This window comes from Streptomyces durocortorensis (assembly GCF_016901035.1).
Classification (GTDB): domain Bacteria; phylum Actinomycetota; class Actinomycetes; order Streptomycetales; family Streptomycetaceae; genus Streptomyces; species Streptomyces durocortorensis.
Genome location: NZ_JAFEUF010000032.1, coordinates 17,370 through 43,995, shown reverse-complemented (window position 1 = coordinate 43,995; position 26,626 = coordinate 17,370). Strand labels below are relative to the sequence as shown.

General features: G+C 69.1%; 25 protein-coding genes. 14 read left to right on the top strand and 11 right to left on the bottom strand.

All coding sequences use genetic code 11. The features are described from left to right. The 10 genes from tap to JS521_RS09585 form a co-directional block, all read left to right on the top strand. On the top strand, positions 1 to 1,932 hold a 1,932-nt coding region (gene tap, locus JS521_RS09630), incomplete at its 5' end, for a telomere-associated protein Tap (RefSeq protein ID WP_239487016.1). 3 nt (positions 1,933 to 1,935) lie between these two features. Next, the gene (tpg, locus tag JS521_RS09625; protein ID WP_205082295.1) at positions 1,936 to 2,493 is read left to right on the top strand and encodes a telomere-protecting terminal protein Tpg; all 558 of its coding nucleotides are present in this window, start codon (positions 1,936 to 1,938) and stop codon (positions 2,491 to 2,493) included. Between the two features lie 143 nt (positions 2,494 to 2,636). After that, positions 2,637 to 3,413, top strand: coding sequence for a TnsA-like heteromeric transposase endonuclease subunit (locus JS521_RS09620; protein ID WP_239487015.1), 777 nt, complete (start codon positions 2,637 to 2,639; stop codon positions 3,411 to 3,413). Beyond that, positions 3,410 to 5,662 carry a TnsB C-terminal domain-containing protein gene (locus JS521_RS09615; protein ID WP_205082293.1) on the top strand — a complete coding sequence of 751 codons (2,253 nt, stop codon included), beginning with the start codon at positions 3,410 to 3,412 and terminating at the stop codon, positions 5,660 to 5,662. The genes JS521_RS09620 and JS521_RS09615 overlap by 4 nt, the downstream gene beginning before the upstream one ends. Continuing rightward, complete coding sequence (locus JS521_RS09610; protein WP_205082292.1) at positions 5,656 to 6,690, top strand: TniB family NTP-binding protein; 1,035 nt, start codon at positions 5,656 to 5,658, stop codon at positions 6,688 to 6,690. Before JS521_RS09615 ends, JS521_RS09610 begins: the two co-directional genes overlap by 7 nt. Positions 6,691 to 6,800: 110 nt before the next feature. Continuing rightward, entirely contained in the window at positions 6,801 to 10,031 is a 3,231-nt protein-coding gene (locus JS521_RS09605) for a helicase associated domain-containing protein (RefSeq protein WP_239487014.1), read from the top strand. Between the two features lie 45 nt (positions 10,032 to 10,076). Then, a complete protein-coding gene (locus tag JS521_RS09600; protein ID WP_134664173.1) occupies positions 10,077 to 10,307 on the top strand; it encodes a hypothetical protein in 231 nt (76 codons plus the stop codon). Continuing rightward, positions 10,304 to 11,281, top strand: a complete 978-nt coding sequence (locus tag JS521_RS09595; RefSeq protein WP_205082291.1) for a hypothetical protein — start codon at positions 10,304 to 10,306, stop codon at positions 11,279 to 11,281. The genes JS521_RS09600 and JS521_RS09595 overlap by 4 nt, the downstream gene beginning before the upstream one ends. Before the next feature lie 227 nt (positions 11,282 to 11,508). Further along, on the top strand, positions 11,509 to 12,210 hold the full coding sequence (locus tag JS521_RS09590; RefSeq protein ID WP_443732176.1) for a helicase associated domain-containing protein: 702 nt from the start codon (positions 11,509 to 11,511) through the stop codon (positions 12,208 to 12,210). Further along, complete coding sequence (locus JS521_RS09585; protein ID WP_205082290.1) at positions 12,210 to 12,599, top strand: hypothetical protein; 390 nt, start codon at positions 12,210 to 12,212, stop codon at positions 12,597 to 12,599. The genes JS521_RS09590 and JS521_RS09585 overlap by 1 nt, the downstream gene beginning before the upstream one ends. 193 nt (positions 12,600 to 12,792) lie before the next feature. On the opposite strand, the gene JS521_RS09580 is transcribed toward JS521_RS09585, so the two are convergent. After that, positions 12,793 to 13,617, bottom strand: a complete 825-nt coding sequence (locus JS521_RS09580; protein WP_205082289.1) for a hypothetical protein — start codon at positions 13,615 to 13,617, stop codon at positions 12,793 to 12,795. A gap of 421 nt (positions 13,618 to 14,038) precedes the next feature. Here JS521_RS09580 and JS521_RS09575 point away from each other — a divergent pair, with 421 nt between their 5' ends. Then, positions 14,039 to 14,434, top strand: coding sequence for a hypothetical protein (locus tag JS521_RS09575; RefSeq protein ID WP_239487013.1), 396 nt, complete (start codon positions 14,039 to 14,041; stop codon positions 14,432 to 14,434). A 110-nt stretch (positions 14,435 to 14,544) separates the two neighbouring features. Here the strand turns inward: JS521_RS09575 and JS521_RS09570 are convergent, their stop codons facing one another. The 6 genes from JS521_RS09570 to JS521_RS09545 all read right to left on the bottom strand — a co-directional run bounded on the left by JS521_RS09570 (position 14,545) and on the right by JS521_RS09545 (position 18,946). Continuing rightward, positions 14,545 to 14,943 carry a restriction endonuclease gene (locus JS521_RS09570; protein ID WP_205082287.1) on the bottom strand — a complete coding sequence of 133 codons (399 nt, stop codon included), beginning with the start codon at positions 14,941 to 14,943 and terminating at the stop codon, positions 14,545 to 14,547. Then, the gene (locus JS521_RS09565; RefSeq protein WP_205082286.1) at positions 14,940 to 15,125 is read right to left on the bottom strand and encodes a hypothetical protein; all 186 of its coding nucleotides are present in this window, start codon (positions 15,123 to 15,125) and stop codon (positions 14,940 to 14,942) included. Before JS521_RS09565 ends, JS521_RS09570 begins: the two co-directional genes overlap by 4 nt. A 96-nt stretch (positions 15,126 to 15,221) precedes the next feature. Then, on the bottom strand, positions 15,222 to 16,073 hold the full coding sequence (locus JS521_RS09560) for a helix-turn-helix domain-containing protein (protein WP_205082285.1): 852 nt from the start codon (positions 16,071 to 16,073) through the stop codon (positions 15,222 to 15,224). Between the two features lie 30 nt (positions 16,074 to 16,103). Then, positions 16,104 to 16,631, bottom strand: coding sequence for a DUF6879 family protein (locus tag JS521_RS09555; RefSeq protein WP_205082284.1), 528 nt, complete (start codon positions 16,629 to 16,631; stop codon positions 16,104 to 16,106). Further along, positions 16,600 to 16,791 (bottom strand): hypothetical protein, encoded by a 192-nt coding sequence (locus JS521_RS09550; protein ID WP_239487012.1) that lies wholly within the window; start codon positions 16,789 to 16,791, stop codon positions 16,600 to 16,602. The genes JS521_RS09555 and JS521_RS09550 overlap by 32 nt, the downstream gene beginning before the upstream one ends. 184 nt (positions 16,792 to 16,975) lie before the next feature. Then, positions 16,976 to 18,946, bottom strand: coding sequence for an AAA family ATPase (locus JS521_RS09545; protein ID WP_205082282.1), 1,971 nt, complete (start codon positions 18,944 to 18,946; stop codon positions 16,976 to 16,978). Positions 18,947 to 19,207: 261 nt separating this feature from the next. On the opposite strand from JS521_RS09545, the gene JS521_RS09540 reads away from it, so the two are divergent. Next, positions 19,208 to 19,471, top strand: a complete 264-nt coding sequence (locus JS521_RS09540; protein ID WP_205082281.1) for a hypothetical protein — start codon at positions 19,208 to 19,210, stop codon at positions 19,469 to 19,471. Between the two features lie 93 nt (positions 19,472 to 19,564). Further along, complete coding sequence (locus JS521_RS09535; RefSeq protein ID WP_205082280.1) at positions 19,565 to 20,062, top strand: hypothetical protein; 498 nt, start codon at positions 19,565 to 19,567, stop codon at positions 20,060 to 20,062. Positions 20,063 to 20,221: 159 nt separating this feature from the next. Here JS521_RS09535 and JS521_RS09530 read toward each other — a convergent pair whose 3' ends face one another. Beyond that, positions 20,222 to 21,034, bottom strand: a complete 813-nt coding sequence (locus JS521_RS09530; protein ID WP_205082279.1) for a P-loop NTPase family protein — start codon at positions 21,032 to 21,034, stop codon at positions 20,222 to 20,224. 103 nt (positions 21,035 to 21,137) lie between these two features. Beyond that, positions 21,138 to 23,054 carry a pRL2-11 gene (locus JS521_RS09525; protein WP_205082278.1) on the bottom strand — a complete coding sequence of 639 codons (1,917 nt, stop codon included), beginning with the start codon at positions 23,052 to 23,054 and terminating at the stop codon, positions 21,138 to 21,140. A gap of 314 nt (positions 23,055 to 23,368) precedes the next feature. On the opposite strand from JS521_RS09525, the gene JS521_RS09520 reads away from it, so the two are divergent. Continuing rightward, positions 23,369 to 24,463, top strand: a complete 1,095-nt coding sequence (locus JS521_RS09520) for a hypothetical protein (RefSeq protein WP_307847819.1) — start codon at positions 23,369 to 23,371, stop codon at positions 24,461 to 24,463. Between the two features lie 14 nt (positions 24,464 to 24,477). Here the strand turns inward: JS521_RS09520 and JS521_RS09515 are convergent, their stop codons facing one another. Together JS521_RS09515 and JS521_RS09510 are read right to left on the bottom strand one after the other, a co-directional pair. Then, positions 24,478 to 25,131 carry a hypothetical protein gene (locus JS521_RS09515; protein ID WP_205082276.1) on the bottom strand — a complete coding sequence of 218 codons (654 nt, stop codon included), beginning with the start codon at positions 25,129 to 25,131 and terminating at the stop codon, positions 24,478 to 24,480. Between the two features lie 333 nt (positions 25,132 to 25,464). Then, on the bottom strand, positions 25,465 to 26,472 hold the full coding sequence (locus JS521_RS09510) for a recombinase family protein (protein ID WP_205082275.1): 1,008 nt from the start codon (positions 26,470 to 26,472) through the stop codon (positions 25,465 to 25,467). Positions 26,473 to 26,626: the final 154 nt, after the last annotated feature.

The window sequence follows — 26,626 nt, the reverse complement described above, 5'->3', positions numbered from 1 at the left end:
CCGAAGTCGCCGCGCCTGGAGGCTTACCAGCGGCTCCTGAAGGGGTGGGCAGCGAAGTACCCCGCGCACACTTCCTCGGCCGCGCCCGCACCGGTCGTCGCGCCGCAGCCGGAGGTGCCCGAGACGTTCACCGGCTCGGCCGCCCCGGAGCAGGCGGAGGTTGCCGCGCCGGTTCAGGCCCCGGCCGCCCTGGCGGCGCCCGAACGTCCCGCACGTTCGGCGACGTCACGGCGTGCGGCGGCCAAGAAGGCTGCCGCGCCCGCCGTCGACCCGCGCTTCCCCCACGGCCCGCTCGCCGTGCTGGACGGCGACGGCTCCGCGTACGGCGCGGGCGGGATCGTGCTGGACTGCCCGGCGACCACGATCCCGGAGCTGGTGGAGTGGACGCTGCGCGAGTCCGGCCTCGGTACCGCGAAGCTGAACCGGTACGGCAAGGACTCCGACCCGCTGATCGTTCTCACCGCGGCCGCCGCCGTGAAGCTCGGACTGCCCGAGCGCCTGGAGGGCCACGAACAGCGCCGCTCCCTGCGCCTCCCGGAGGACCACCCCGTCGTCAAGCAGGTCGCCAAGGCGAAGTGGCAGCTGACCCAGCGGGGCTTCGGACCGTGGGCGCGGATCTACCGCAAGGCGCAGGGCCGCGAGCGGCAGTGCGTGCAACTGGCGATCCTGTCGTGGGACGCCCTCGATGAGCGGTCCTGGCCCGGTGTTGCCGAGATGGAGCCGGCCGACATCGCCCGTGTCCTGGGCGTGTACGCGATGCGGGTCATCACGCCGCGCGGCTCCACGGCCGTGTCCGGGCTGGAGCTGATGACGGCGCTGCGCCCGCCGACGAAGGCCGTGCGGGACGAAGAGACCGGGAACTGGATGTCCGGCCACAACGCGGGCTCGCTGGGCACCGAGCCGATGGACCCGGCGCCGCCGGAGGCCACCCCGGAACACCCCGTCGTGATTAACTCGGGCTGGACCGGCGGGTTCCTGAACGAAGAGGCCTACCAGTGGGTTCGGTCGGTGGAGACGCTGTCCGATGAGGAGTGCACACTGCCCTTCGCGGTCGGCCTCGACCTCAACACCGCGTTCCTCGCCGCCGCGGCCCGTCTGGTTGTCGGCCTCTCGGCCCCGGACCACTTCCACGCCCCGAAGTTCAATCCGAAGATCCCCGGGAGCTGGCTGGCCGACCTCAGCCACATCGAGCTGGACCCGCGCCTGCCCTCCCCGTTCACACCCGAGGGCACCCGCCCGGCGGGGGGGGCCTGGTACCAGACGCACACCCTCGCCTACGCTCAGGAGCTCGGGCACGACGTGCACCCGATCGAGGCGTACCTGCGCAGGGAGACCGGGGCGTACCTGGACCCGTGGCACGACCGGCTGAAGAACGCCTACGTCGACACCCTCGCCGACCTCGGCGTCACCAAGGACCTCACCGACGTGGAGTTCCTGGCGGCGATGGAGCAGCACAAGCAGAACGACCCGGCGCTGGCCGCTGTCCTGTCCGCGATCAAGGCCACGGTGAAGGGCGGCGTCGGGAAGCTCCGCGAGCGCCCGCAGGGCAAGTCCTACAAGGAGGGCGAGACGTGGCCGGCCCTGGCCCGGCCGACGTGGCGCCCCGACATCCGGGCCGCCGTCATCAGCAAGGCCCGGGTCAACATGCACCGCAAGCTCAACAACATGGTCAAGATGACCGGCCTGTACCCGCTGGCCGTGCTCTCCGACTGCGTCGTCTACCCCTCGCCGGGCGAGAGGCCGCTCGACTTCCTCCCCTACGCCGCCTCGGGCAAGCCGCAGCCCGGCGGGTTCCGCCTCGGGCCCACCCCGGGCCTGGCGAAGCTGGAGGGCGTCCAGTCGATGCTGTGGGCCGTCGACCTCATGGAGCAAGGCCTCAACCCGGCCCGCCACATCAAGGGCGGCGACGCCGTCCTGGACGAAGGAGAGTAACCGGTGGGGGAGATCGAGGACGCCATCGAGCGGGTTGACCGGGAGAGCTTCACTCGCCAGCCGCCCAAGACCCTCAAGGGCCAGGTCGGCTATCTGCTCAAGCAGATGGGCAGCGCCAAGGCCGTCGCCCAGGAGCTCGGTGTCACCGCCGACTCCGTCAACCGCTACCGGCGCGGCGCCCGCAAGCACGCCCGCGCCGACGTCGCCGCGAAGATCAACGACTCCGTACGGCAGCGCTGGCAGCCCATGGTGCGCAAGCGCCGGCAGAAGCAGGCCGCCGCATCCGGTGGGATCACGGTGGAGACCCGGGCCCGGTTCGGCTACACCTCGTCCGCCGGATCGACCGACGACGGCCGCTTCCGCCGCCTCACCGTGAAGCTCCCCGCCACGTACGCGCAGCGCCTCTTCGACGCTCGCAAGGCCGGTGCCAGCGACCAGGAGATGCGCGGCATCATCGCCGAGGGATTCAAAGAGATCTACTTCCAGGACGGCGGAGGTCGCGCCGCAGGACTCTCCGACGTCACCCTCAACGACATCGACTACCTCGACCTCGACTACTGACCTTTCGCTTGCATCCTGGCGTCAGCAGCTCGACGGATTGGACAGCCATCTCATGATGGCAATGGGCGGCCGTCCAAGACGTGCGGGATATTTCTGTCAACTTGGCAGCGGCGAAGTGGACTTGGGTTGGCTTGACTGTCTGCATGCGGGCAACGGATGGTGCTGTTCGAGGCGGAGGCGATACAGCCGTAGATGCCAGCCGGATCGACGTGTGCTTTCGAGACCCGTTGGAGCGCGCGCACCAGGTCCCGTGGTTCGAGGCTGCGCAGGACACTGTCTTCGAGGACTGTCCTGCCGTGCGGCCGTTTCCTGTCCGGTATGGGCGGCGCGTGGCTCCGGGCTGGTGGTGGTCGTCGACCAGCGGGCGGCTGGTGGCGTACGGGTCTGGTGTCATGCGGACCCAGCTCATGCTGTTGGACCGGGATTCGGCGGTGGTGGCGCTGGCCTGTCGGCCGGTGGAGCTGGTGTGGCGCCAGGGCGGCAAGGTCGTCCGGCATGCACCTCAGTTGATGGCCAGACTGGAGAACGGCAGTGGCCTGCTGGTCGACTGCGCAGGGCGTGGCGGGCCCTCTGCTCGGTTGGCTGAGCGGGCACGGGTGGTGGCAGGTGCTGCGGAGGCGGTGGGCTGGTGTTACCGGCTCGCGGAGCCGCCGGACCCGGTATTGACGGCCAATGTGCGGTGGCTGGCGGGCTACCGGCACCCCCGGCACGCAGCGGGGTCGTGGATGTCGGCTCTGGTGGAGGCCTTCAGCAGTCCACGGCCGGCGGTGGAGGTAGTGCGGGAGCTGGGTGACCCGATCGCCGTCTGGCCTGTGGTTTTTCACGCGTTGTGGACCGGTGTGCTGAGTGTGCGGTTGGACGAACCGCTGCACGAGCGTGCCGTCGTCTCGGCTGCACGGCGGGAGGCCGGAGCGGCGTGACGCGTGCGGTTGTCGAGGTCGGGGCGCGCGTTCGCTACGACGGGCGGGTGTGGACGGTCGTTGTGCTGAAAGGTGCTCGGGTCACGCTGGTGACCGACGAGGGTGCCTCGGCGGTGGTGCTGCTGCCGTATCTTCTCGCAGATCCGTCCTTTGAGGTGGAGGGCGGGTGTGCGCCGGGGAGGGTGCCGCCGTTCGGGCTGCTGGAGTCACTGCCGGTGGAGCTGCGGGAGCGGGCTCTGGCGTGGCAACGGCATCTGCGTGAGGTGGAGACCGGCTTTCCTGGTGCGGTCGGGCAGGGCGCCCCGCGTGAGCAGTTCGATCCGGCGACGCGGAGCCTGGCGCAGCGGGAGCGGGCGAAGGCCGAGGAGTTGACGGCGGCGGGCTGGGCGGCGAGTACGGCGACGGTGCGCCGGATGCGGGCGCGCTACCGCAGCGAGGGCTTGTGGGGGCTGGTGGACGGCCGGGCGGTGAGGGAGCGGTCGGCGGTGGGGCGGGCCGATGAGCGGGTGGTCGCAGCGGTCAGGAAGGTGTTGGAGGGGCAGCGGGAGCGGTCGACGGGCACGCTGGTGCGACTGCGCCGCCGGGTGGGGTGGCTGCTGGAGGAGGAGTACGGCGCGGGGGTGGTGGCTCTGCCGCCGGCGTCGACGTTCAACCGGCTGGTCCACGCGGTGGCCGACGGGCAGGGGCTGCTGGGGACAGCGGCGCAGCGGCGGTGGCATGCGTCGCGGCCGGCACCTCCGTTCATACCGACGGTGGCACTGCGGCCCGGCGAGCTGGTGATGCTGGACAGTACGCCGCTGGACGTTATGGCGGTGCTGGACGACGGTGTGACCGGCCGTCTTGAGCTCAGCATCGCGCTGGACGTGGCGACGCGCAGCATCTGCGCAGCAGTGCTGCGTCCGGTAGGCACAACGTCGGTGGACGCGGCGATGCTGCTGGCGCAGATGGTGGTGCCGACGGTGATGCGGCCGGGCTGGGACGCGGCACTGTCCATGCAGCGGTCGGTCATCCCGTATGAGCGGCTGGTGGCGTTGGACGCGCGGCTTGAGCAGGCGGCTGCCCGGCCGGTGATCATGCCGGAGACGGTGGTGGTGGACCAGGGCCGGGTGTACGTGTCGGCTTCGTTCGTGTCGGCGTGCGAGGGCTTGGGGGTGTCGGTGCAGCCTGTGCCGCCGGCGAACGGGCCGGCGAAGGGAAACGTGGAGCGGACCTTCCGCGCGATTGCCGACGGGTTCAGCCAGTACCTGCCGGGCCACACCGGTTCGGATGTCTCCCAGCGGGGCGCGGCCGCAGAACAGGATGCCTGCTGGAGTCTGGCGCAGCTTCAGGAGCTGTTGGACGAGTGGGTCATCTGTGGGTGGCAGGAGCGCGCGCATGAGGCGCTGCGGCACCCGATGATGCCGCGGGTCGCCGTCTCACCCAACGAGATGTGGGCGGCTCTGGTGGCGGTGACGGGGCATGTACCGGTGCCCTTGTCGGCCGACGACTACGTTGAGCTGCTGCCGGTACGGTGGCAGGCCGTCAACGACTACGGCATCCGCTTCGGCTACCGCACCTATGACCACCCCGGCCTGAACCCCTACCGGCGCCGCCGCTCCCCGCGGGCGGACAAGAATGGACGGTGGGAGGTCCACCACAACCCCTATGACCCTAACCGGGTGTGGGTGCGCCTGCCCGAGGGCTGGCTGGAAGTCCCGTGGGTCCACGCGGCGGCGGTCAGGCGCCCGTTCACCGCGTTCACCTTCGACCACGTCCGCCGCACCGTGGAACGCCGGCATGGCCGTGAAGACCACGAGGCGGTGATCGCCCAGGCACTCGATGCGCTGCTGCGCCGTGCCAGCCAGGGACTGGGCAGCAGGCGAGAGCGGACGGTAGCCGCTCGGGCCCAGGCTGCCGCGCAGATGACCGATCCCTCCCCCGCCACCGCCCCGCAGCAGTGGCCTGCGCCTCTCGCGCCGGGGGCCTCGTTCGGGCTGCCCGGCTCCTTCACCGTCCCGCTTCAGGATGCCGACGGCTGGGACACCGACGACAGCCTGGACGACATCGAGGACAACCAGGACGACGAGGACTACCTTCTCGCCGCCCTCACCGACGGCCAGGACACCGCGGCAGGCCACGCGGATGAGGCCGAAGTATCCGAGCCGACGGCCGAAACGGCCCGGGAGCAGGCCGCTGAGCAGACGCTGGACGCTGCCAGGGCGCGCAGCATGCGCATCTATGACCCGTACCAGGAGGCCCAGGCATGGTGACGACAATCCATACCGCCACCGCGCAGCACAGCACTTTCCATCCTCTGACCACGTGGGACGGGTGGCAGCAGTTCGTCGACACACCCCCCGACCCGATGCTGGACGTTGGCGACCAGGAGTGGACCATGGAGCAACGGGAGGACTACCACGCGCGGTTCGTGGTGCTGAAGACTCCCGCGATGGACGCCATCTCCACCGCGGTACGCCGTCTGCTGCTGCTCAACCGCGGCCAGCAAGGCGGAGCCAGGCGCGGCCTGATCATCTCCGGGCCGGCGACCACCGGGAAGACCACCGCGATGCAGCAGCTCGGGCGCACCGTCGAACTGGCCGACCGGCACCGCCACCCGAACCGGGAAGGGCGGCTGCCGGTTTTGTTCATCACCGTGCCGCCGTCCTCCACCCCGAAGATGCTCATCAGCGAGTTCGCCCGCTTCCTGGGCCTGCCGACGTTGGAGCGGATGAATCAGATCCAGATCACCAACGCTGTGTGCGAGCTGCTGTGCGAGATGGGCACCCAGCTGGTCCTGGTCGACGACGTGCACCTGATGGACACCCGCAGCCGGGCCGGCGCAGAAACTTCCGACCAGCTGAAGTACCTCGGCGAGCGGATCCCGGCGACCTTCGTCTACTCCGGCATCGACGTCGAATCCTCGCCGCTGCTGACCGGGGTACGCGGCTCCCAGCTCGCCGGCCGCTTCAAGATCGTGCGCAACCAGCCCCTGCGCTACGGCAGCGCCGCGGACAAGCAGATCTGGCAGGACCTCGTGCACGGTATGGACAGCGCCCTGCGGCTACGCCACCACCGGCCCGGCACCCTGGTCACGCACGCCGCCTACCTGCACGCCCGCACCGGCGGCCGCATGGGCAGCCTCTCCCACCTCATCCGCGAAGCCGCCCTGGTGTCCCTGCTGGACGGCACCGAGAAAATCACCAAGAAGCTGCTCGAAGAGATCGAGCTCGACACCGCCGCCGAACAACGGGCCCGGGCACCGCACCACCGCCGGACGCCCCCGCAACGCCAGCCCTAACCGGCCGCACCTGCATCAACCGTCCCCGTCGTCTCGCTCCCGCGCCCCCGTTTGGCCGCTGCCCGGATGCCGGTACATCCGAGCCCGTCAGAAACGACCTCATCTCCCTGATGCACGACTTTCCTCCACCACAGCCGCAGCCGCAGCCGCAACGTACGGCTGCGGCACGTTCGGGGCGGGTACGGCTCGCGCCGCTGCAGGGCGAGACGAATCTGTCGTACCTGGACCGGCTGGCCGACCGCTACCGGCTCGGTGTTAGAGACCTCATCCCCGCACTCCTCCAGGTCGGCGGAGGTCTGTTCAAGGGCTACCGCACGGACGGCGAGATATACCTCAATGCCGAAGCCCGCGCCCGCATCTCCGCGTTCTGCCGCGTGCCCGAGGAGATCCTGCAGCGGGCCCTGCCCGCCTGGACCGCGCAGGAACCTCTCTCTTCGGGCGGGGCGGGCGCAGCCGGGCGGTTCCGCTTCGGGGCCGTGGTGCCAGCCGCGGGAGAAGGCTGCCGGCCGTGCACGGCCGCACGCACCGGACGGGCCAAGCCCGCCCGGCTCTACCTGAAACCGCACACCCGCATCTGCCCGCGCCACCGGCGCTGGATGCTCGGAACCCACTGGATCGACGGTGCACCAGCCGAGACCGAGCAGGTCGACCTGGCGGGACTGCCGCAGATGGTCGCGGCGCACCGGCGGCATCTGGATCTGCTGCGCCATCGGCCGGACGCCGCCCGCGCGTTCGAGGTCGCGCACGCCGTGATCGTCTCCTGGTGGGCGCAGCAATGGCCCGAGGAGGAGCAGTGGCCTCACCGGGTACGCCAGCTCACGCCGCAGGGGGCCGATCCCGGCTGGTGGCGGCTGCTGGCCAGGGACGTGGTCACCTACCCGGAGACCGTTGCCCTCGCCTCGGTGCTCACCGATGAACGCACCAGGCAGCGGCTGCTCGCCGACACCGGCGGGCATCTGCCTCACACGCTCGCTCACGTGCCTGGTCTGGTCGGCGAACTGGCGCGGGTCACGGGGCGGCCGTGGCTCGTTGAGCGGATCGCCTCGACCTCAGCCGGTCCCTTGCTGCTCTGGGCGCAGCACTGCGTACGGGCCGATGCGTCCACAGCCGTCACCGACCGGCTGTGGACGCTGCACATGGCGCACCGGCCCCGCCCCATCGCCCGCGAACTCACCGCCTACCGCGACGCCGCACAACAGCCGGAGAAGACGGCGGGCGGTACGCGGCTGCACCTGGGGCTCCGGCACAGATCGGATCAGGCGTTCACAACGGGGCTGGCACACGCCCGTGCCTACGCCGCGGTACACGGCCATCTCGCCGCCCCGATCCACAGCCGGTTCGACGGCTTTGCCCTGGGCCGATGGCTGTCGAATCATCGGAAGTTCCCGGCGATGCCGCCCGAACACGTCGCGGAACTCGAGGCGCTGGATCCGTGGTGGCGACCACCGTGGACGGTGATGTGGCAGCGCTTCTACTACCAGGCCCGTGACCACGTCCGCGCCCGCGGACCCTTGCGGCCCGACCGCGGCTTCCCCGCTACCAGCTTCGGCCTGGGCGAATGGCTGTACAGCCAGTGCACCGGCTACGACAGCCTGCACCCCGCACAGCAGCGCCTCCTGGCCGACATCGGCCTCACCCCCGAGGCTGTACGGGCGGCCAGGCCCCGCCGCAAGAACATGGCCACCCACTTCCAGCGGGCCCTCGCCTGCGCCAGCACCTACGCCGGCACGCACGGCACGCTGGTGACCGCGACCACCGACACCGTCCAGGACGGGCTGAAGCTGGGACAGTGGCTGGCCAACCAGCGCAGCAAAGACCGCGCCCACCTGCACCGCCACGGCACTCCCTCGCCCCGGGCCCAGGCGCTGTCGGCGATCGACCCCTGGTGGAACCCACCCTGGACACTGGAATGGCAGCGCTCCTGGCACCAGGCACACACCCGCGTTGAGGGCGGTCACCTCCTGGACGCCGCAGCCGGGTTCCCCGGCACCACCCGCGCACTCGCCACGTGGCTAACCACCCAGTGCGCCCAGTTCGACACCCTCCAGCCCGACCAGCAGGATCTGCTCGCCCGCATCGGCATCACCGCGGACCGGGCCCGCGGCGCGGCCGCACGGCCCGCCGAGAACGAGGCCGACTTCGCCACCGCCCTGGGCTACGCCCGCTCCTACCACGCGGCACACGGCACCCTCGCTGCCGCGATCAGCACCGTCCACGACAGGTTCCACCTCGGACGGTGGCTGCGACGGCAACGCCAGCACGCCCGTACCGACGCCGGCCGGGGCACGCCTCCATCCGCCCAGACGAAGGCCCTGTCCGCGGTCGATCCGTGGTGGTGTCCGCCCTGGAACCTGGCGTGGCAGCGGGCTTGGCAGCACATCCACGACCAGGTCCGGGCCGGCCACCGGCTCGACGCCGACCACCACTTCCGCAGCTTCGCCCCCACCCAGCGCGCCTGGCTACGCTTCCAGCGCACCCACTACGACGACCTCCACCCCGACCAGCAGCGCCTCCTGGCCGACATCGGCCTCACCCGCGAGAGGGCCCGCACCCGGCCCATCGCTCCCTACGCCGAAACCGCCCTCGCCCACGCCCGTGCCTACGCTGCCGCCCACCACACCCTGGCTGTGGCCTACTCCACCGTCCACGACGGTTTCCCCCTCGGCCACTGGCTCAACGACCAGCGCCAACAAGCCCGACGCGACACCACCCCCAACGCCCGCCACCAGGCCCTCACCGCGATCGACCCGTGGTGGAACCCGCCCTGGGACCTGGCCTGGCAACGCGCCTACACCCGCACCGCACAAGCCCGCCCCGGGGGCCCGCCGGCCGACGTACGCACGTGGATCACCGCACAGCGCACGGCCTGGGATCGTCTACGCCCCGAGCAGCAGAAGCTCCTGACCGAGGCGGGTATCACGTCCGGCAGCGAGAACGCCGCTGGCCAGCGGTGCAGGACCAGCCGCGTCTATCCGCCGAGTCCCGGACTCGACCACGCACGCACCTACGCCCTGGCCCACGGCCACCTTTCCCCCAGCGCCGACACCCACCACGACGGCTTCCCTCTGGGCCGCTGGCTGGTAGAAACACGCCGCAAAGCCCGACAAGGACAACTCGCCCTCACCACAAGTCGGGCCCTTGAGGACCTCGATGCCTGGTGGAACCCACCCTGGCCCCACACCTGGCAACGCACCTACCAGCAAGCCCGCGCGCACCACGACACCGGCCAGGACCACTCCCCCACCCTCCATCGATGGACCGAACGCCAACACACCCGCTGGACCACCCTCCACCCCCAGCAACAACACCTCCTCACCACCATCGGCATCGTTCCCGTATGAACCGACAACACCACCGCTGTCAGACCCATACGGAACAATCCCGCCATGGGCGAATCCCTCACGACACAGTTCCTCAGCGCGGACCTCGATACGGCCTGCCCCGCCTGCGGCTACCTGATGTGGGTCCGCTACTCAGAGGTCGTAGCCCAGACCGCCGTGACCTGCCCCTGCTGCTACACCCACATCTGGCTGATCGACGAGACCGGCAGCGCACAGAACGCAGGCGACGCCATCCAGCAGCAGATCACACAAGCTCTGAAAGGCCTCTTCCGGTGAAATACCAGCAGCGCCTCCAGGTCGCCGTACGCGAACGCCTACGCAAACTCATGACCGCTCCCTACATCAGTGCCGGCCACGAAGTCCATCTCGCCGTCACCTGGATCAACAGCCAACCCGCCCTTCGAGGCATCCTCGAAGAGGCGTCCCGAGCAGAGCCAGGCGTCGACCGAGACCGGTTCCGTACCGGGCTTACCGGCAACGCCCCGTTCATCTGGCCCAGCAGGACCGAAGAAGGGCGCGCGACACTCATCTGGGACCTGATGCAGGCCATAGCAAAAGCAGACGCAGACGACCCATCCGCCGGGTGGCGGACAGCGAGCGCGTACAGCAGCGAAAGACGCCACCAGGACAGCTGGCGGGAGTTCGCCGAGGATGTCCTGCAGCCTCTGTTCGACTTCCTCAGTGAACGCGTCGGTGCCGAGAGCAGCATCCTGCACACCCTCGAGCGCTACCGCACACGCATCGAATGGTTCGACCGCGAGGAGCTATACACGCGCTTCACCGCCGACACCGCCAACGGCGAAGAGGTCTACAACCTCGACCTGCAGCGCTTCCTCTTCCTCGAAGGCGACCACATCACCCACGCCAAACCGCGCTCAGCCTCCGGCGAAGCCGACCTCGTCGGGGACCTACACGGCCGTGACCCCCTGGTCTGCGACGGCAAAATCTTCGACGGAAAGAGCCGCGGCAAGAGCTACCTCGTCAAAGGCGTGCACCAGATCATCAAGTACGCCCACGACTACGGGCAGCACACCGCCTACCTCGTCATCTACAACATCACCGACAAACTCCTCGAGCTGCCCACCGACGGCACCCCCGGCGCATGGCCCCCATACACCGAACTATCCGGTGTCCGCGTCCACTTCATCCACGCCCGCGTCGCGCCACCCGCCACCACCGCCAGCAAAGCCGGCAAAGCCACCCGCGTCACCCTCACCCGAGACGACCTCACCAACCCCGACACCACCTGAGCCGTCCCATCAAGTAGCAGCTCACTGAAACTGCACGCCGCTCGATCAACCTGCGCACCCACGTACGCAACAGGCCAGGAGGACACCGACCCGCCCAGCCCCACAATCCGAGCACCCCAGGCACACGAACATCACCCACAAGAACTGAGAAACCCCAGCTCACAGCCACAGCAACAACTCAGAAAAACTAGGCGACGACACGCGCGCAGCGGCTGGAGAAGCTGGGCATGGTCTGGAATCTGGCCGATGAGCGGTTCCAGGAGAACCTGGAGGCCGCGAAGGCGTACCACGCGGACCATTGGACCCTCTGCGCTCCGAGGTCCGCCGCTGCTCTCGACAGGCCGGTAGGGCAGTGGTTGAGCAATTTGCGCCGCCCCGGTGCGCTGGAGGACCACCCCGAGTGGAAGACCGCGCTGGAGGCCGTGGACGCGCACTGGAACCCGGCGTGGCCGGCGGAGTGGCAGAGGCACTACGCCGCGCTGCGGGAGCTGCTGACGGATGAGGACGACCGCTCCGAGGTCCTGCCCGGCTTCACCGTCCACGGCATGGACGTGGGGAAGTGGCTGGCGAAGCAGCGTCAGCACGCGGTCTGGGCGGGGCTGATGGAGGAGCAGCGCGAGCTCCTGGCGGCGGTCGGCGTCGTACCGCTGCCCCCGGAGCAGGCGGAGCCCGCCAAGGCCCCCAAGAAGGCTGTGAGCGCCTTCGAGAAGGGCGTGGCGGCCCTAGAGCAGTACAAGGCCCGCGAAGGCTCTCTGAGCGTCCCCAGAGGCCACGAGGAACGGATCGTGGTCGGCGGCCAGGAGCACGTCGTGAAGCTCGGAGTGTTCCTCAGCAACAGCAAGAGCCGCCGGGCCAAGCTCACCGCCGACAAGCTCCAGGCGCTCGCCGCGGTCGGGCTGGAGTGGGCCGTGACGGAGGTGGCGGCGTGATGACCGCAGCCGGGAAAGATCAGCGGGTGCAGGAAGCTGTACGGCGGCACGTCCGCACCAGGGCCTTCGCGGACGCTGAGAACGTCTTCACGGCGGTGCTGTCCGACCCGGGGGTGCGGGAGGCGCGGGACCGGCTCGAGGCGGCGGAGACGGAGCTGGGCCCGGAGCTGGGCGCCCGTCTCCAGCCGTTCCAGGACCGCTACGACCAGGCCGTGGCGGAGGGTGACGCGAACGGGCTCGCCGGGCTCTGTGGGTGCAAGCACGGCCGCTGGGGGCGGATCTGCGTGCTGCCCGACGGGCACGAGACCTCGATGGAGGAACCGCACTGGGGCCGCAACAGCGAGGGCCGGCCAATCGCATGGGTGGGCAGCGCACCCGACGACTGGTAGGCAGCGGCGGTGAGACCGACGACAGGACCCCGGGGCGCAGGGCGGCCCGGGGTCCTTCGCTGTCCGGGGTCGGGGTCCCGGATCCAGGCTCTACACGCACTGAGGTGCGATGCCCGAGGGTTCTGACCTGCGGCATCGAACTGGAGTGCGTGTAGAGCCTGGGACTTGGGCTGCTCCCCCTGCCGCTAGGAGCTCAGCTCCAGAAGCTTTCGATCTTGTCCGTGCGGCAGAACTCACGGCTCTCTCGGGGCGTGAGTTCGTGCGGGAGTGCTGCGGCTTTGATGCTGGCGGCGACTTCCTCGGTCAGGAGGCCCTGGGAGTGGAGCTGTTCGACGAGCAGGTCCAGCGCTTTGGAGGTGGCGACGGTCTTTTCCAGGGTGCGGCTGAACTGGGGCTGGTTGATCCCCGCGTAGCCCAGCGGAGGATCCGGCTGATCTTCGTCAGCGACAAGCGCCAGGTTGTGGAGTCGGGTGTCGCCTTCGCCTTGTTGCCACAGGCAGCGGCCGAAGCGCATGCGGAGCGGGGTCTCACTGACGCCGCGGCGAACGACATCAACGTAGTTGTCTCCCGCCGTGACGAGCAGTTCCTCCAGGCGCTCGCCTTCTTCGCCGGAGACCTCGGTGATGAGAGTTACCAGGAGCATCCCTTCGGTGAAGTCCTCGTTGTACTTGACCGGGACGAGGGTGAGCCCTGCGACCTCCACGGCGGAGGCTTTCAGCTCTTCCACTTCTTGGAGCTCGACTCGGTGGGTGTATACGCGCGGCCGGGCGTTGTCGGTGTACGAGAAGCTGTGGTCGCCCACCAGCCAGGAGGTGCCCTCTCCCTGGAGGGGTTGTCCGGCGGGAGCCGCGGCGGCCTTGAGCTCGCTTTCAAAACCGTCTTGCAGATCGCTCGGCACACGCAGCTCAAGCTCCACGCGCCGCAACTGTCGTCCGGTGTGGGGGGAGGTTGCAGGCGGCAGCTCGTCTGTCTCGAACTGCCTGTCGGAACCCAGGAGATGAAGAGAAAAATCAGTCATGTCACTACTGTCCCAGAAGGTACTGACAGCCGGTTGGCCATGTCGTGACGCCAGGGCCGCACAGTCGTTGAACAGCGCGAACCCAACCGGGCCCCGGGGACGTCATGGCTGATCCCCCCCGGGGCCCGTGATGTGTCCGGCTCCGGGCCGGTCAGTCCTTTTCGGTCTCCGGGCCGGTGCTCCCGGCGGCCTCCTCTCAGGCGATGGCGTGGTCCAGAAGGGACCGCATCCGCGACAGCTCGGCGGTCGTCTCCGCCGACGCACCCGGCTGGTTCTTGGTGGGCGTCCCCGTGTTCGCTTCGTCGATCGGAAGTTGTGGGCAGGCCTGGACGGGGGTGGTGGCCAGGGCCAGGCTGTGTGGATGAACGACGAAGACGCAGCCCCGGGGGAAGACAACCGTGCGGTTAAAGTGGCCCTCTACATGGAAACGCTCCAGGCCCGGATGGACCCGGACCAGTACAGGGCTCTGGCACACGCTCTGCACGAGGCGTTCCATCTGCTGGCTCAAGGCCGCGAAGGCACCATCGGCTCCGAGGACGACTCCATGGAGTTCACGCCCGAGATGCATCGGGAGTTCGCAACCGTCCTGACGATGCTGCTCACCGGCAAAATGGACCAGCAGGTCGTCGATGTCCCCGGATCCGACGGCCACTCCGGCTTCGTCCTCATGGACCCTGAAGAGGCCGACGACCCTGCCAAGGTGCAGGAAGTCCGCGACTTCATCGACCAGTGGAGCACCGAGCGCGAAGCCGTGGACATCGAGCTGGACGGCATCGCGCGGGTCAGCAACCCGAGCGCCGAAGACCACGGCGGCTGAGCACCTGTCGGCCAGGTCACCGGTGGGCAGTCAGCTCCTTAGCGGTGGGCCGGTCGGCAGGATCAGGTGTCAGGCACGCGGTGATGGTGTCGCGCCTGGGTACAGCGGGATCAGGGGGTACTGACGGGCTCGGGGGCGGCGCCGACGAGGCGGTCCAGGCGCTCGTAGAGAGCGCGGACGAGGCGGGCGCGGCCTTGGACACAGCGCACGGTGCCTTCCACGCGGACCGCCAGTCGGCGGTCGGCTTCGTCGAGGACGACGTCGGCGAGCGCGCGGGCGGCGTGTTCGTCGGGCAGCAGGTCTGCGGCGCGGCGGACGTCGCCGGCCACGGCGCGGGCGGCGCCGGTGAGGAGCAGCGCGATCTGTTGGAGGTCCGCGGGGGCCAGGCCGGGATCGCCGGTCCATCCGAACACCGCCTTGATCAGGCACTCGTGGGGTGCCCGGTCGAGCGGGAGGTCTGCTTCGAGGTGTCCTTCGGGATCGTGCAGGACCAGGTGTGTGCTGGTCATCGGTGCCTCGCCGTGTCGTCGTGGCCGTCGGCCTGGTCGTCCGTGGCCTGGGTGGTGTGGGCGAGGAAGCGGGCGTAGCCGCGATCAGCGCGTTCCAGCAGCGCCGGAGAAGGCCGCCCGAAGCCGGGGCGCTGGAGGCTGGGGCCTTCCGGTTCGGGTCGGGCGGGTGTGGGTGCGCTCATGGGCACCGCCTTCTGTTGCTGGGTGCGTCAGTGTCGTTCGACGCTACGGAGAAGGCGGATTGGTCCTCAACAAGATTGCGGGTAATTGCGGCAGGTTCACTCCAGGGCGTCGATCGCGGCCCGGATGAGGGCGCGGGCGGCGTCGCCGTACACGGCCATCTCCGCGAGGCCGGCGAACGCCCTGGCGTAGTCGGCAAGCTCGCGCGGCTGCGTCACCTTGATCTCCGCCGTCAACGTCTCCACCACGGCCATGGTGTCGTCGTGGACGTAGAACGCCTCCAGCGGCCACACGGTGCGCTGCGCGGTGAACGGGATGATCCCCAGCGAGACGGAGGCGAGCGGCATCACGGCCAGGAGGTGGCGCAGCTGCCCACGCATCGCCTCCGGGTCGGCCGTTTGGTAGCGCAGGACGGACTCCTCGAGGAGGACGACGTAGCGGTGGCCGCCCTCGTAGAGGAAGCGGGAGCGGGCAACGCGTGCGGCGACGGCTTCGGCGACGTCGTTCGGTGTGCCCTGGAACGCGGTGATCTGGTTCATGAGGGCGGTCGCGAACGCCGGGGTCTGGAGGAAGCCGGGCGGAACGTTGGAGAGGTAGACCCGGCAGTGGCGGGTCTGCTCGTGAAGGGCGAGCCAGTCCTCCTGGACCTGGCGCATGCCGCCCTGGTGCAGGCGGCGCCACTCCATGTACATCGAGTCGACCGCGCGGGCGGTGGCGATGAGGTCGTCGGCCTGGTCGTCCGCGCCGCACGCCGAACACCAGGTGCGGATGTCGGTGTCCGAGGGGGCGACTGCGGCCTTCTGGATGCGGGTGGTCTTGGCGGGGTGCCAGCCGCACCGGGCGGAGATGTCCTTCCCGGTGAGGCCGGCGTCCTTGCGCAGGTGCTGCAAGCGCACGGCGAGCGCCTCGCGGGCCGCCTGTGCGCTGGAGGAGGGGGAGGCGGTCGTCATGAGGTGCGTGGCCCTTGGGTTGTGCGTCGGTCAGATGCGGTAGTCGGCGTGGTCGGTGGCCAGGTCCCACACCGTACGGAACGCCTCGGCACACAGCTTGATGGCCTGCGGGTCCTTGGTGTGGTCAGGTTCCAGGGCCTGGCCGTCGCCGGAGAAGATGTTCCAGCGCACGATGCGGTCGTCGATGAGCCAGAAGTCGTTGCCGGGCAGGGCGAGGGTGGAGGCGTGGCGGCGGGGCAGCCAGCGGACCTGTTCGCCGGCGCGGAGGTTGGCGTCGGTGATGGCGTGCTCGAAGCGGATGTAGTCGGTGACGGGCTCGGATACGATCCGGGCCCGCCGGACTGTCACCCCGCAGGCGACGGCCCGCTCCACCAGCGGCAGCCATCCGCTCCAGTACTCCGAGTCGTCCGCCGGCACGCTCCCGTCGCGCAGGAAGGCGTCGTAGACCTCCCGCTCCTCCCCCACGGCGTAGACGTCCCGCAGCTCCAGGTGCAGGGCGTGCCGCTGGGCGGAGTCGAGGAGGTCCTCAAAGCTGGGTGCCGGCGGCTTCTGCGGCATCGCACGCCTTCCTGATCTGATCCACCATCCGCACCGAGATCCGGATGACTCCCTCGTCATCCGCCGGTGGACTGTCCTGGCTGCACGCGGCCCGGGTCGCCGCGTCGGCGAACTTGCCCTGCAGAACCAGTTCCGGCCCCTCAGCGGCCTCGGTGTCCACCCACACCGCCGGGCAGTTCCCTCCGCCCGAGTTCGGGTCCGTGCCGAAGAAAAGTAACGCCATGATCGCCTCCGAAGCGAGCCGGTTGCACGTAGTTGCATGACGACCGTCCCGCGCGCAGGGCTCTCGGTCAAGACGGGACCCCAGGCTCCTTCGCGCCCGGGGCCCCGTGCTGTCAGCACGTTCAGGCGGTGAGCTTCGTGAAGACCGCCTCGAAGCGGTCGAGGGTGTCGTCGTCGACCTGCGCGAAGAAGCCGTCCCTGTCGCTGGTGAGCTGGTGCGCGGGTCCGACGTGGTCGAAGTCCCGCGACTTCTGCTGCTTCTCCCGGGCGATGCCGATGCGCTTGAGAATCGGGAGGGGATTGTCAGGGTTGATCAGATCGGCTTCGTGGACGGTGACTTCGGTCGCCCTGTTGTAGAGCCACAGGTAGTCCTTGGTGGAGAACAGGTCCTCGATGTCGGCAGTCTCGGGGAGTCCTTCAAGTTGGCCGATGATGGTGATGTGGGAGGCGTCGACGTTGGCGGCCTGTGCAGCGCTGAGGACTTTGGCGGTCACCTTGGTGGTCTCGGCGCCGTCGATGAGCGCGCGGACTGACAGTCGGCGTCCCATGACGGCGACGAAGGCGGGCATGTTGCCGATGCCGCCGACCGGGATGATCGACAGGCGGGGGTCGAGGCCGGTGCGGCCCTTGCTGATCAGGTGGTCGGACATGCGCATGAGGAAGACGAAGTCGCTGCTGCCTTCCACCGCGAGGAGCGGGCCGGCACCGAGGAACAGGTGCTGCGACACGGAGTATCCGAGCGCTGCCTCCACCGGCAGGATCGTCTTGGGGTCAGCCGACAGGCTGACCGGGGTGATGACGACACCGAGGCTGGCGTCCGTGCGCGTGGCCTGGTCATGGATGGCGCGCATGGTTTCGTACCGGGTGGGGTCGATCATGTGCTGGGAGTGCGTGGTGTAGAGGACCTGCTGCTTGGTGCCGAGCTCGCCGTAGATGTACCGCAGGAAGTCGCCCTGGGCTTCGCCGTGGAGGCTGGTTCCGGGCTCGTCCAGCAGGACCACGACACGTTCGCTGCGGTCACGGTAGGCGCTGAACGCGGCGAGGAACGAGAAGAACCACTGGAAGCCGGTGGAGCGCGTGGCGAAGTTTGTCTCCACCCCGTGCCGGTCGTCGCGCAGCTCGATCTTCAGAATGCGGTGGTGCGGCTGGGGCTCGCCGTTCGCGTCGTTGGGCATGGCGACGAGGTCGGTGTCGAAGGCGACGGTGAGCGCGTCGTTCTGCTTCCAGTACTCGAAGACCTGGTCGCTCAGTTCCATGCTGGCGGCCTGGAGCTCTGCCTTGCGGCTGACGTAGTTCTCGTCGAGGAAGTCCTCGGGGCCCTCGCCGGCCAGGCGCAGCAGCGACAGGATCGTCCCGTCTCCCCTGTATCGCTTCCCGGCGTTCCTGCGTTCGGCCAGCGAGTGCAGGTCGCACTCCCCCGGCAGCAGCTCGTAGGTGGAGAAGTAGAAGAACTTCGGGATGAGGCCGATCAGGGACTGGAGCTGGTCGTCGTCCATGTCGTCTTCCAGGAACAACTTGTACTTGACCAGGGCGGAAGGGACCTTGTCCAGCACCTTGGCGCGGGCCGTCTTCTTGCCGTCCTTCAGCTCCTTGGAGCGCTCCTTGACTGCGGCCCCGACGTCAGCCATCGACGTCAGCTGCAGGAGCATCGCGCGGTCCTCATCGTCGTCGATGCCGCTCTCCTGGATCACCTTCTCCAGCACGTGCTCCAGGGCGCAGTCGAATCCGACCTGGAGCTCCCCGCCGTACGTTCGCGAGGCCACCACCCGGACCTCGGCCGGCGGGCGGAGACCCAGCTCGTTCTCAATCGCGTCGAGGTCGCTCTCCTCCAGCGAGAAGACGGCGGTGACCGGTGCGACCTCGTCCAGATTCTTGGACCGGCGGTCCCGGGCCAGGTGGCGGCGCGGATAGTCCGTGGTGAGGCTGAACTCGTCAGACTCGTTCGCCGGGTTCAGTCGGTGCAGCGCCTTGAGGATTGTGGTCTTACCCGACTCGTTCTTGCCGATCAAGCACGTCACCCCGGGATCGACCGCCATGGTCTGCCTGTTGGTGAAGTTCCGGAACGCGTCGATCTCTACCGTGTGCAACAGCATCGGGCTTCCATCCATCCCCCGGGGCCTCATTGCCCTGGTCGATCAGCCGACGGCACCGCACCTCACAGAAGACAGGAGGCCGCAGCCGTACGACAGTGGCTTGATCCGCCAGTATGCGCGCGGCCACTGACACTGGTCCTGCCTTTTCGCGGAGCACAAGGGCCGGGCCGGTGTAGGCGCACCCGGGCCGCCCGGGCCCCTCCCTGGTGTCGGTCCCCGGAAGCGGTCAACCAGTGCCCGGTGCCGCGCCAGACTGGTCGGATGACACAGGCACCCCGGGTGTATGGCACCGAGCACGACGGTCCTGCGACCGGGCCGCAGTCCGGCCACACGTATCGCGAGCTGACCGGCGGGCCGCTGGACGGGCAGTTGATCGAGGTCACCGGCTGGACGGACGAGCAGATCACCATCGGCGCCTACCTGATCACCCCTCACAGCGCGTACGGGCCGGGCGGGCGCGCCTCCTACGCGCCGACCATCAGCCGCCCCGACGGCCCGTGGGTATGGGAGGGCGACGTGCCCTGACCAGCCGCCCCTGCCACGCCCCCTGGGGGAGAACGGGCCCGCTCGGCGGTTCTGGGGTGGTAGCCGTGGGGGCGTCCGGTCGTTGAACGGGGTGTGAGTCTCCCTGAGCAGGTCGTATCGCTGTCGGACGCCTCCATTGAAGTCTGGGAAACGGCTTCGGCCGACGGCTGGAGCCCTTCGGCGGCGCTGGACACGCTGGGTTCGGTCGAGGTGCTGCTGGACGCGCTCAATCGGCTCGGGCCCCCGGTGCAGAACGCGCTGGCACCGGCGCTGACCGCGACCACGGCGGTCCGCGCTCTCATCGCAGCATCACTGCTGCGAGAGGACCACCTCGCCTCCCAGGCACCCGTACGCCAGCCGAAGCCGCAGGGGCAGCACCGTCAGCCCGAGTACTGGGTCCACCGCGACATGCGGGTGGCGGAAACGCTCTGGATGAACGCCCAGGAGGGCCGGGGCGGCGAACTGGCGGACATGTTCGCGGCCCTGCCTCCCCAGGCGATGATCGAGGCGATGAACCGCCGCGGCCTGCCCCAGCACTGGCGTCCGCTGCTGGAAGAACTGACCCGCCACTACGGACCTCAGACGCCCTGACCGACCCAGATACTCCGACACTGGACGGAGCTTCCGGCCGCTCACGTCGACAGATCGCGTGACGCCGGGGCGCGCGGTCGTTGGACAACGCGAACCCATACCGGCCCCCGGGGATGTCATGGCTGATCCCCCGGGGCCCGTGGTGTGTCGGTCGTTCGGTCAGGCGGTGGGGTCGTCCGGGTCGGTGAGCCAGGTGACGACGTCGGCGTCGGTCATCCGGATCGCCTGTGTCTCGTCGACCTCGCCGTGCTGGATGACGTGGAAGTGGCCCTGCTGGGGGTGACGCTGCTTGGGGGCGGGTCCGGCGTCCGGGGCGAGGACCTGCCAGGTGTCGGTCGTGAACCGCGCCAGGATCACCGTGGCGAACAGTTCGCGGGCCGCGCTCCTGAGGACGGTGGCCTGGGGGCGCCCGTCGAAGATGACGTGGACGCGGGCCGCGCGCCCGACCCAGAGCGCTTGCTCCAGGGCGGCGATGGCCGGTGACGTCTTCGGGTCGTCCTTCTGCCGGAAGGTCTCCCAGTAACGGGCGAGGCGGGGCAGCGTGGTGTTCGCTTCGTCGATGGCGACGATCAGGCGGGGCACGGTGTCCAGGTCGCCGTCGAGGTCGAGGCGGCGCTCCAGCTCGGTGGCGAGGTGGACCAGGGCGTCGTGGATGCCGGCGATGTTGCCGCGGTGGGTGACGGTCGGCAGGGCCTTCGCCCACAGGTGGGAGATCCGCTTGGTGTCCAGGACCAGGGCGTGGGCGCCCTGGTGGAGGAACTGGGCGGTCAGGGAACGCAGCATGGTGGTGCTGCCGCCACCGGCGGCGGTGCAGACCAGGACGTGCGGGGATTCGCCGTCCAGGTCGACGGCGATGGCCTGTCCGGTGGTGCTGATGCCGATGAGGGCGGTTCCCTCGGGCATGGCCTCTATCTGCTGGCGCAGGTCCGGGTCGGCGAAGCTGAGCATCGTGAGGAGCGCGGTCTTCTTCATGGGGCGGTGTTCCATTCTGTGTGGTGCCGGGGAGAGCCGGGGGTTCTTCCGGGTCCTGGGGATCGTGTCGGTGAAAGCGGACAGGTCCGGATCGAGGGGCGGGTCAGATTTCTGGCCCGCCGTGGTCCCGGGGGTCGTCGAGGTCGGTGGTGCCGGTGGGGGCGCGGGGCCGGTTGCGGGCCCACCTCTTGAGGTCGTGGACGCTGTAGAGGAGTTCGGTGCCGCGCTTGGCGGCCGAGGTGGGGAAGGTCGGGTCGTTGGCGCGGGCGAAGCGCAGCGCGGCCAGGGTGATGCCGGGCAGGTGGTGCTCAGCGGCCTGGCGCAGTCCCACCGCCTGGTCGTCGTCATCAGGTACCGGATCCGCGGGCGGCGTCGCCGGGACGGTGACGGGCTCGGCGGCCGGGTCGGGGGCGACCGGCGGCAGGGCCGCGTCGCTGCTCCAGGCGTCGGGGGGCGGGGAGACGGTCGGCGGGGCAGGTTTGTGGAGCACGGGCGGGCCCGGGTGCTGCGGTTCGGCCGTGGTCGTCTTGCCGGTGCTGGCCCACTCGTGGGCTTCGGCCTCGGTGAAGAACAGGACCTGCGTCTCGGTGGCGCTGCCGCCTGTGACTACCTGAGCGCGGCCGGCGTGCTTGGTGGACTTCGGTGCGGGGTGGACTTCAGGGGCGAGCATCCGCCAGGCGTTGACGCTGTAGCGGGCGAGGATGCGGGTTGAGAACTGCTCGCGGACCTCCGGGCCCCCCAGGGCGCGGGCGGTGGCGGACTGCGCGACCAGGAGGACGTGCATGCGCAGCTGGCGGCCCATGTAGAGGATCTCGTTGAGGGCGTCGACGGCCGGGGAGACCTTCGGGTCGCCGGACTCGCGGGTCTTCTCCCAGTAGCGGGCCAGCTGCTTCATCGTCGCGTTGACCTCTTCGAAGAGGATCAACAACCGGGGCCCGATGTCCTTGGGGTCGGCGCCGATACCGAGGTCGTCGGCGACCCGCGTACGGCGCCGGCCTTCGATGCCGAGGGCGATGAGCTGGTCGTGGATGTCGGCGATGTCGGCGCAGTAGGTGACGCCGGGCAGGCCGCGCGCCCAGGGGTGGGAGATCCGCTTGGTGTCCAGGACGAAGACCCTGCTGCCGTTGTGGAGCATCTGGCAGGCGATGCACCGCAGGATCACCGACTTGCCGCCGCCCGTGGAGGCGTTGACGAGGATGTGCGGGGATTCGGCGTCCAGGTCGACGGAGACGATCCGCCCGCCGGCCCCGAACCCGATGATCGGGGCGGACTCCTTCGCCTTGGCGACCAGGTCCCGCGTCTTCTGGTCCTTGAAGAGGGACAGGGCCGGGGGCTTGCGGGTCTTCTTCACCAGCACGTACGGCTTGCGGCCCTCGGGGTGCCAGGAGAACGTGACGCCCTGGAGGGCAAGCTTCTGGGTGATGAGGTCGGCCACCACGTCGCGGGAGAACCCGAGCCGGGTGGGCAGGTCGATACGGATCTGAGCGTCGTCGTCGGAGAAGCTCTTCGGGATGTGGAGGTAGCGGCGCGGGTCGGTCTGCTCCGCCAGCCCGAGCGGCTGGTGCAGGGCCTCGTGCAGCGGGCCCACCCACTCGCGCATCAGCTCCCGGCGCTCACGGGTCAGGACCATGTACGTCGCAGTGCCCACCGTGAGGACGGAGGCCGCGCCGATCCCGGCGGGCTCCAGCGCGGCGAGCGCCGCCTCCCGGTTCTCCCACAGCCCCGTGAGCTCCCGCAGGGTCTCGCGGGTGGCGTCCAGGTCCCGGGTCGTCAGGTAGCCGCTCTCCGCGAGCCCACCGCAGAGGGTCAGCCGGAAGGACAACCGGCGCCACCCGGGCTTGTAGGAGCGGCGGCGGACCTTGCCCTCCACGGTAGGCAGGACCCGGGTGCCCGAGCGCCAGAACGTCGCATCCGTACGGCGGACCCCGTCCAGGTCCCGGCCGGCCAGCATCCGGGCGAGCCCGCGCGCGAAGGTGTCGGCGGACTCATCCACCTGCTTGTCGAACTTCGTCCGTGCCATGGCGGTGCCCTTTCGGTCTGCGTCCCGGCACCTCACACCCGGAACCGGACACCGACCGTAAAAGCGTTGGCCTGTGCATAAGTTCTGCCGATTCATCAGCCCTGAGCTGGCTGCCTGTGGACGTGACGGCGAGTGGCAAATCAGCAGGTTGTCACCACTCTGTTCCCAGGTGAGCAGTCCCCCTTTGTCAGTGACACCAGCGACAATTCCTTCCGACAGCGCTGCAGGGCGGGGGATGCGTGAGCATGCAGACAGATGACTTCTTCCACGGCACTGAGCACGTGGACTGGCCTGACATCAGGCCAGGAGAATGGGTGTCCCAGCTGTGGGAGCTGGATGTTGAGCTGGTGGAATCCCTGCGGTTCGGCCCTCTGTCCGCCCACTCGGACCTGGACGTCGCCGTGGCCCTGACCCGGTTGCTGCACGAGGACTTCGTCTCCAGGGGCACTAGCCACGACGAGCGCATGAACGACGAGGAAGTCGTCCTCGCCGTCAAAGCGCATCGGGCGGTTCTTGAACGCTTGGGCCTTGAGCCGCCAAAGCTGCCGTTCCGCCATCACAGTGGCTTTTTCGACTACTGGCGCAGGAACAACATGTCCGGGGGCGGCGGGTGGCAGGCGCGCCGCGAGTGCGTCGAAGAGCTGCTGGGGCCGACCAGACAAGCCTTGGAGGACCTGCAGGAGGCCGAGTACGAGCAGCAGTTCAAGAAGGGCCCCCTTGGCACCTTCAAGAACCTCATCTTCGCGGCAGTCGGCCCGAAGCCGCAGATCGTGTTGCGGGACGCGGTGAGCAACGAGGTGGAGATCGTCCGGAACGCCGACAACTGCCTCGTGTACAGGGACACCCTGCCAGTACAGGGCCTGACCTGGCGGCAGATGGTCGCCTGGTGGCAGGCGCACCACATGCCAGACGCCGAGGAGCCGGAGGCCGCCGACGGCCTGTACCGGCGGTTGTACCGCTCACTGGATTCCCTGCCGGAGCAGACGGTCCTGCGGACGTACTGCGCCCGCTACGCCGAACCTGACGGGTTCGAACTGCCCGCGCTCATCCCGCAGGTCTACCTGCACTACGACCCCTACACCCGCAAGAGCAGCGGACACAGCGGTGCTCTTCACCGCGAGCGCATGGACTTCCTGCTGCTGGCCCCCGACCGCTCCCGCATCGTGATCGAGGTCGACGGCGCCCACCACTACGGCACCAAGAATCCCGCCGGCGCGGACGGCCGCATCATGTACACCGCCTCGCCCAGGCTGTACTCGGAAATGGTCGCCGAGGACCGGCGTCTGCGGCTGGCCGGTTACGAGATCTACCGCTTCGGCGGCTGGGAACTCACCCGGCCCGACAGCCCGCAGCTCATCTCCGACTTCTTCACCGAGCTCCTCACCCGCCACAAGAAGCCGACGCTGTAGAGGGGCGCGGCGCTTCAGTAGCCGGCCGTGCCCATGGCCTCCATGTACTCGATCTGCCAGTTCTCGTACTCACCGAGATGAGCCGAGTAGCCGCCCCACAGCAGGTGCGCGAGCTTGTGCAGCTCGTTCACCTGCTCGTAGAAATTGACGTTCTGCTGCACAGGCCGGGCGGGTGCACTGCCGGTGCCGTGGCCGACCACGGCGTACCGGTAGGTCTCCCCTGACGCATCCTCGCTGTCCAGCCATTTGAGCTGACTCCAGGAGCCCGGATCGATGCGCTGTTCCACCTTGGGCAGGTCCAGCAGGGCCAGGTACCGGTTGAGACAGTCCGCCAGTTTTCGGATGTTGTGGGTGTGCAAACGCTTGTCCAACTGGTCGGAGCTGAGGTCTTCTTCTCCTGTGTAGCCCTCGCGCAGCGCGCATTGAGCGGCCTTGCGGATCAGCCACTTCAGCGACAGTTCGATGCTGTGTCGGTAGTTGTAGAGGATCGGGAGGGGCATCCGGTCGTCCGGGCCGTGGACGATCCAGTGTCGGGCAGCGGTCTCGGCCACTCTCAGATAGCCACCAGCGAGCGTCAGATCGTCCTCGCTGACACCGCCCCAGACGGCAATCTCGGCATTCGCCCACCGGGGCCGGGGCAGACTCAACCGGTCCTCTGCTTCGTCCATCCCATCAGCATGGCAACCACCCGCCTCATCCACTACTGCCTTTGGCAATTGCCCAGGGCTTCAGTGTCCCTGGGCACCAGCGAAGCGTCCGCGAGACCAGCGTTAAGCCGCGCCGCTACGTACCAGCAAGGCTGCCTGCTCACATGGACCGCGGATGCAGGGCCAGCCATCAGTCATGGGCTCGTCATATCGGCAGAAGGAGAATGCAGGGGCACCGGGCGCTCCTGTGCCGGAAGATGCTTGAACGAAGGCGGGAGGCGGCCTTGGGGCACAGCGGTACAGCGGTTAACGCTAAGCCGGTGATCTTGGGATCAGGGCTGGTCGTGGGCGGGACTACCGCAGCTCGGCGTTCGGGTGGGGCTGAGTCTGGAGCCGTTCGCTGAGGTCGATTTCCTCGGGGGTGAGCGGGTCCTCGGGCCGGCGGATGCGTACGGGCTTGGGCCGCAGCGGCAGACCGTCGTCGGCCGCGGCTTCCTCGGCTTCCGCGAGCGCCCGGTACAGCGAGGCGACCGACGGGGACTTGCCCGCGTTCTTCCCGGTTTTGATGGTCAGTTTCTTCGCGATCTCGGGGACGGGGATGCCCTTGTCCTTGAGCGCGACGGCGAAGGTGAGCATGTCGTCGTCGATGACCTTCGGGCGTCCGCCATGGTTGCCCTTGGACGCGGCGATGACCTGGCCTTCGAGGGTCTTCTCCCGGATGTAGTTGCGCTCGATCTGCCCGGCCACGGCGAGGACGGCGAAGAACATGGCGCCCATGCCGTTGGGGTCGTAGATGCCGGTGAGCGGCCCGGTGAGGAGTTCGAGCTGGATGCCGCCGGCCTGGAGCTCGGCGGACAGCGTCATCAGCTCGGCCGCGTTGCGCGCGAGGCGCTTGAGCTCGTGCACGGTGAGGATGACCGGGGTCTCGGGGGCGGCCTCCTTGAACTGGTGGGCCAGGGCGAGCGCCTTTTCCAGCTCGGGCCGGATCTTCACCCGGGTGCTGATCTGCTCCTGGAAGACCTTGTGGCACTCGGCCCGGTGGAGGGCTTCGAGCTGGCTCGCCAGCTCCTGCCGCGCGGTCGAGGTCCTGGCGTACCCGATCCGTACCGGGCGCTCGGTGCGGGGCGCGGGCACGACGGCGAACGCCGGGCCCTGCTTCCACGCGCGGCCGGGGTGCCGGTCGGCGGGGACGAGGACTTCGAGTTCCTCGCGGAGCGCGGGGACGAGGACGAAGCGTGGGGTGTGGTACTTCGCTGCGGTCTTCCCGCCGCGGGTGCGGCAGGCGGAGCCGGCGGGCGCGTCACAGTTCGGGCAGTCGTGACGTTCTACCGCCAATGCGGCCCGATCGGGCGTGAGATCCATCCGGGAAGTCTCTCAGAAGTGCCTCGCACAACGTGTGGGTTTCGAGAGGGCTTTTGCGAACGGCGACCTGCGGAAACGTGATCGCTGCGGGGGCTGTCGCAGAACTCTCACAGATGAACGTTTGCGAGAGAGCCCGAGTCAGAGCGGTGATCTC

What these genes read in the sequence shown, in the direction of transcription:
- JS521_RS09540 (WP_205082281.1), top strand. Translation starts at nt 19,208, where the DNA reads ATGACACAGGCACCCCGGGTGTATGGCACCGAGCACGACGGTCCTGCG.
- JS521_RS09525 (WP_205082278.1), bottom strand. Translation starts at nt 23,054, where the DNA reads ATGGCACGGACGAAGTTCGACAAGCAGGTGGATGAGTCCGCCGACACC.
- JS521_RS09600 (WP_134664173.1), top strand. Translation starts at nt 10,077, where the DNA reads ATGGGCGAATCCCTCACGACACAGTTCCTCAGCGCGGACCTCGATACG.
- JS521_RS09610 (WP_205082292.1), top strand. Translation starts at nt 5,656, where the DNA reads ATGGTGACGACAATCCATACCGCCACCGCGCAGCACAGCACTTTCCAT.
- JS521_RS09620 (WP_239487015.1), top strand. Translation starts at nt 2,637, where the DNA reads ATGCGGGCAACGGATGGTGCTGTTCGAGGCGGAGGCGATACAGCCGTA.
- JS521_RS09580 (WP_205082289.1), bottom strand. Translation starts at nt 13,617, where the DNA reads ATGACTGATTTTTCTCTTCATCTCCTGGGTTCCGACAGGCAGTTCGAG.
- JS521_RS09530 (WP_205082279.1), bottom strand. Translation starts at nt 21,034, where the DNA reads ATGAAGAAGACCGCGCTCCTCACGATGCTCAGCTTCGCCGACCCGGAC.
- JS521_RS09560 (WP_205082285.1), bottom strand. Translation starts at nt 16,073, where the DNA reads ATGACGACCGCCTCCCCCTCCTCCAGCGCACAGGCGGCCCGCGAGGCG.
- JS521_RS09515 (WP_205082276.1), bottom strand. Translation starts at nt 25,131, where the DNA reads ATGGACGAAGCAGAGGACCGGTTGAGTCTGCCCCGGCCCCGGTGGGCG.
- JS521_RS09510 (WP_205082275.1), bottom strand. Translation starts at nt 26,472, where the DNA reads ATGGATCTCACGCCCGATCGGGCCGCATTGGCGGTAGAACGTCACGAC.
- JS521_RS09585 (WP_205082290.1), top strand. Translation starts at nt 12,210, where the DNA reads ATGACCGCAGCCGGGAAAGATCAGCGGGTGCAGGAAGCTGTACGGCGG.
- JS521_RS09545 (WP_205082282.1), bottom strand. Translation starts at nt 18,946, where the DNA reads ATGCTGTTGCACACGGTAGAGATCGACGCGTTCCGGAACTTCACCAAC.
- JS521_RS09570 (WP_205082287.1), bottom strand. Translation starts at nt 14,943, where the DNA reads ATGACCAGCACACACCTGGTCCTGCACGATCCCGAAGGACACCTCGAA.
- JS521_RS09590 (WP_443732176.1), top strand. Translation starts at nt 11,509, where the DNA reads ATGGTCTGGAATCTGGCCGATGAGCGGTTCCAGGAGAACCTGGAGGCC.
- JS521_RS09575 (WP_239487013.1), top strand. Translation starts at nt 14,039, where the DNA reads ATGGAAACGCTCCAGGCCCGGATGGACCCGGACCAGTACAGGGCTCTG.
- JS521_RS09555 (WP_205082284.1), bottom strand. Translation starts at nt 16,631, where the DNA reads ATGCCGCAGAAGCCGCCGGCACCCAGCTTTGAGGACCTCCTCGACTCC.
- JS521_RS09605 (WP_239487014.1), top strand. Translation starts at nt 6,801, where the DNA reads ATGCACGACTTTCCTCCACCACAGCCGCAGCCGCAGCCGCAACGTACG.
- JS521_RS09565 (WP_205082286.1), bottom strand. Translation starts at nt 15,125, where the DNA reads ATGAGCGCACCCACACCCGCCCGACCCGAACCGGAAGGCCCCAGCCTC.